At 69.5% G+C, this 4302-nt stretch carries 7 protein-coding genes; all 7 read right to left on the reverse strand.

Features of this window, described 5'->3' with window-relative positions:
- Nucleotides 1-224: 224 nt before the first annotated feature.
- Nucleotides 225-422 carry a hypothetical protein gene (locus VIB55_RS07065; RefSeq protein WP_331875967.1) on the reverse strand — a complete coding sequence of 66 codons (198 nt, stop codon included), beginning with the start codon at nucleotides 420-422 and terminating at the stop codon, nucleotides 225-227.
- A 53-nt stretch (nucleotides 423-475) separates the two neighbouring features.
- Nucleotides 476-676, reverse strand: coding sequence for a hypothetical protein (locus VIB55_RS07070; RefSeq protein WP_331875968.1), 201 nt, complete (start codon nucleotides 674-676; stop codon nucleotides 476-478).
- Between the two features lie 191 nt (nucleotides 677-867).
- Nucleotides 868-1464 carry an SGNH/GDSL hydrolase family protein gene (locus VIB55_RS07075; RefSeq protein WP_349263002.1) on the reverse strand — a complete coding sequence of 199 codons (597 nt, stop codon included), beginning with the start codon at nucleotides 1462-1464 and terminating at the stop codon, nucleotides 868-870.
- A 121-nt stretch (nucleotides 1465-1585) separates the two neighbouring features.
- Complete coding sequence (locus VIB55_RS07080) at nucleotides 1586-1900, reverse strand: non-heme iron oxygenase ferredoxin subunit (protein ID WP_331875970.1); 315 nt, start codon at nucleotides 1898-1900, stop codon at nucleotides 1586-1588.
- Nucleotides 1901-1934: 34 nt separating this feature from the next.
- On the reverse strand, nucleotides 1935-2978 hold the full coding sequence (locus tag VIB55_RS07085; protein WP_331875971.1) for an HD-GYP domain-containing protein: 1044 nt from the start codon (nucleotides 2976-2978) through the stop codon (nucleotides 1935-1937).
- Nucleotides 2975-3637 (reverse strand): hypothetical protein, encoded by a 663-nt coding sequence (locus VIB55_RS07090; protein WP_331875972.1) that lies wholly within the window; start codon nucleotides 3635-3637, stop codon nucleotides 2975-2977. Before VIB55_RS07090 ends, VIB55_RS07085 begins: the two co-directional genes overlap by 4 nt.
- Nucleotides 3638-3639: 2 nt before the next feature.
- Nucleotides 3640-4131 carry a hypothetical protein gene (locus VIB55_RS07095; protein ID WP_331875973.1) on the reverse strand — a complete coding sequence of 164 codons (492 nt, stop codon included), beginning with the start codon at nucleotides 4129-4131 and terminating at the stop codon, nucleotides 3640-3642.
- Nucleotides 4132-4302: the final 171 nt, after the last annotated feature.

Here is a 4302-nt window from a genome sequence, read left to right on the forward strand (position 1 = left end):
TACGAGCTGCGCTTCACGGACGAACACGGAACGACGTACGAGCGCGAGGTGCCGATGAGCCAGTTCTCGCGCTACCGTCCCGGCCAGCAGGTGCGCCTGAAGATGCGCCGCGGCGGCGGAGGGGAGGTCGAGATCGTCGAGCCGGAGTTGTGATTTCAACAGGAGAGCCCCCGCCGATGGACCGACGGGGGCTCTCGGTTTGATCGAATGGGCGGCGCCGACCGTCACCCGATCAGGCGATCGTATTCATCATGGCGTCCGATCCACACCCAGATCAGGGCGGAATCGGCATCAACGGCGAGCGCGCGGTGATGCGCCCCCACTCGCGCCGACCAGAACCGGCCGACCTTCTTGAAGCGGAGCGACGGGTGGCGCGGGTCGCGCTTGAGCAGCTCGAATGCCGCGTCTGCGAGCGCCCGCACCTCGGGCGGAAGGGCGTGGTAAGCCTTCCAGAACCGCGGGTCCGCCTGATGGTTCACAACGGGCTGGTACGTCCAGCACGGAAGTTGGCCACGGCCTCATCCGCGAGCGAGTCCAGCCGGCCCGCCGAAACATCGTCCTCGAGCTCCCGGTCCCAGGCAGCCCAGTCGAATTCAGCGAACCAGGCGCGGAACTGCGCGAGTTGCTTCGGGCTCAACCCCTGAACGGCCCGCTCGATCTCGTTGAGAGTGTTCATGGGGGAAATCTACACTCGGCTACCTACGATATCCATCCCCTGTGTGAATTCTCCAAGCCAGAAAACTGAACTGCAGTTTCACGCAGAGGCGCAGAGGAAAAAGAGAGGACGCAGAGGAGGCTCACCATCCTCTCTGCGTCCTCTCCGTTCTCTCTGCGACCTCTGCGTGAAACTGCAGTTCTGGCAACTGGTTACTGCACGGCTTCTAGCGCCGCGGGCAGGGCCAGGCGTGCCCACTCGGCGTAGGTGAGGCCGGAGTAGTGGAGGCCGTCGGGGGCCAGGAACGCGGAATTAGAGCCCGCCGTGCGGCTCTGCGGGGTGATGTCGACGTAGCGCGCGCCCAGCCGCTCCGTTTCCTGGCGGTTGATGGCGTTGAACACGTCGATCTCGGCGGCGATCTGCTGTCGGTCGCGCCCGGCGGCGTAGGGAGTGACGCCCCAGTCGGGGATGGAGAGCACGACCACCCGGCGCGCGTCGCCGCCCGCGAAGCCGATGGCGCGCTGCAGCAGGCCGGCGAACTCGCCGCGGTACTCCTCGGCGCTCCGGCCGCGGTACTGGTTGTTGACGCCGATCAGCAGCGACACCAGGTCGTACGGCCCCCGCGGATCGGCCGCGTCGATGGCGTCGGAGAGCTCGTCCGTGGTCCAGCCGGTGCGCGCGATGATCTGCGGCTCGGCGAAGTCGTGCCCCTGCTCGCGCAGCAGCGCCGCCAGCTGCACGGGCCAGCGATCACCCGCCTCCACCCCCTCGCCGATGGTGTACGAATCCCCCAGCGCCAGAAACTTCATCTTCCCCGCCCCCGTGTCCGTTCCCTGCCGCGCGCATCCCGCCACACCCAACGCGAGCACCAGCACCCATCCGATCGCCCTTCGCCTGTCCATCCCCGCCTCCCGCCCCGCAAGGTCCCGCTCAGTCCGGCATCGTCACGTAGATGCGGCCATCGCCATCCACCCGCGCCTCGAACGTTTGAAGCGCCTCGGTGGCGGGAAGGCCGATCGGGCGGCCGGTGCACACGTCGAAGCTGGCGCCATGCCAGTTGCACACCAGCTCGGTTCCGTCTACCTCGCCGCCGTCCAGCGGAAGGTCTTCGTGCGTGCACATGGCCTGCAGCGCGTAGATCTCGCCCTCCACGTTGCACAGCACGATCTCGCGCCCGCCCACGGTGAACTCGCGCGCCTCGCCTTCGGGAACGTCGCGGAGCGTCGCGGCCTGGTGTTCCGCCATCGGTTCTTCTCGTTCGGTTCTGGTCCGGGGGCCGCTATTCCACGGCGGGGAGGGACGGTGTGTCGGGGTCGTCTGGAAAGTTCTTCTTCTCGGCCCGGAAAAAGGCCTCCACCACCTCCGGATCGAACTGCGTCCCGGAGTTGCGCCGGATCTCCTCCATGGCGAACTCGCAGCTGCTGGCGTCGCGGTACGGGCGCGAGCTGATGATGGCGTCGTAGGTATCCACCACCGCCACGATGCGCCCCTGCAGCGAAATCTCGTCTCCGCGCAGGCCGCAGGGATAGCCGGAGCCGTCCCAACGCTCCTGGTGATGGAGCACCGCGGGGAGGCCGGGGCGAAGGAACGAGCTGCGCTCCATGATCACCCCGCCGATCTCGGGGTGCCGCTTCATCTCCTCGTACTCGTCCACCGTCAGGCGGCCCGGCTTCTTCAGCACGTGGTCGGATACGCCGATCTTGCCCACGTCGTGCAGCAGCGCGCCCACCCAGAGCGCACGCAGCTCGTCGCGCCGCAGCCCCATCTCGCGGCCGGTCGCCGCGGCATAGCGGGCCACGCGCTCCACGTGGCCGCCCGTGTAGTCGTCACGCGTTTCGATGGCGCTGGCCAGGGAGCGCAGCGCATCCATCAGCAGCGCCTCCAGCTGGCGCGCCTGCTCGGCCACGCGGTCCTCCAGGTGCTGCTGGTACGACCGGTTCTCGCGCAGCAGGCGGCGGTAGCTGAGCGCGCGTTCCACCGCGAGCAGCACCTCGTCCAGGTTGAAGGGCTTCACCAGGTAGTCGTCGGCCTGCACGCGCAACGCCTCGACCGCGTTCTCGACGGTGGAGGCGCCGGTGAGGATGATGAACCCCACCGTGTCGTCCAGCGCACGCACGCGGCGAAGCAGCTCCAGCCCGGTCATCCCCGGCATCTGCAGGTCCGAGAGGATGAGGTCCGCCCCGCGCGACTGGAACGCCTCCAGCGCCTCCGATCCATCCACCGCCTCCTCGACCTGGTACCCGCCCTGGGCCAGGATCACGTGAAGGACGCCGCGGATGGCCGGATCGTCGTCGGCCACCAGCACCCGGACGGGAGCGTTCACGGGGCCCCCGCGCGAAATCCGGCCACGCGCAGCACCAGGTCGTGGGCGATGCGGATGCCGGGGCGGCCGCTGACCGCCAGCTCCGCCGCGGGTACCCGCGCCACCTCCGCGCCGTTCGCGATGAACACGACGGTGTCGGCGCCCACGTGCACCTCCAGCCGGTTGGCGCGCCCGGACCCGCCGGCGTCGCGGTTGATGGACGGGTGGCGCGTCCAGTCGCGGATCACCGGCGTCTGGGCGGCGTCGCGGCGCTTGATGAGAAAGCTGCCGTCGCCGCGAACCAGGAAGTAGCTGTACGCCTGCCCCGCCTCGCCGCCCTCCAGCCCCGCGCCGCCGAAGACCAGCCCGTAGCCCTCGTGGAGCCGGCCGGAATCCTTGGTCAACGTGGCGCGCACCGTGTACGGCGGCGCGAGGTCCGTCGCGCCCTGCGGCCACAGCACGGCGTGCGGGCCGGTCTGCACCGTGGCGCTCCCGTCCTGCACGGCGACGGTGACGCCCTCGGCGGGGTTGGACGTCCACGCCGCCACCCCGGAGTCCGCCGCGGCCGGCGGTGCCTGCGTGGCGGACGGCGTGCTGTCGGCCGGGGTGCCGGCGCGGGGCGGAGCGTCGCCGCAGGCCTCGAGGACGGCAAGGGCGGCGCAGGCCAGGAGTCGGTGCATGGTCAGGGATCCAGGGATTTCCGGAGCTCGTCCAGCGGCAGGTCGCGGATGGGCACTTCCAGCGGAACCACCAGCTCGGCCTGCGTTTGCGTGCGCAGGCGGAAGGTGTCGCGCAGGTGCACGGGAATGGTCTGCCGGATGGGGATGGTGGTCCTTACCGGCACCCGCACCGTGCGGTTTCCGAACGGCGTCTGGATGGGCAGTGTGATGGTGGTATTGATGGGCAGCGTGGTGTTCAGCTGCACCCGGTACTGCTCGTCGATGGGCACGTCGAAGTGCAGCGGCGTCCCCGAGGGAATGCGCACGGTGTACTTGAGGGTCGCGTCCGATGCCTGCAGCCGCGTGATCGTGCGGCCGAGCATGGGCCCGACCACCGCTTCCGGCCGCCGCACCGCGTACAGCAGCACGGCGTTCAACGCCAGCGAGAGCAACGCCACGCCGAGCGCGGCGGGAGCCAGCCAGCGCGCGTTCAGAAAGGACACGGGTTCGGTCACGAAATGCGCTCGGGACAGGTTACCGGCAAGCCGCTGAAGATAACCGGCGGCGCCCGGGGAGGAAAGTTATTCGGGCCCCTCCCCGGCCCCTCCCCGCACAAACTACGTGCGGAGAGGGGGGAACTTCGATCGGGGTTCGATCGGGTGGCGCGCATGCCGCGGCAGCCCCCC

This window comes from Longimicrobium sp. (genome assembly GCF_036554565.1).
GTDB lineage: Bacteria > Gemmatimonadota > Gemmatimonadetes > Longimicrobiales > Longimicrobiaceae > Longimicrobium.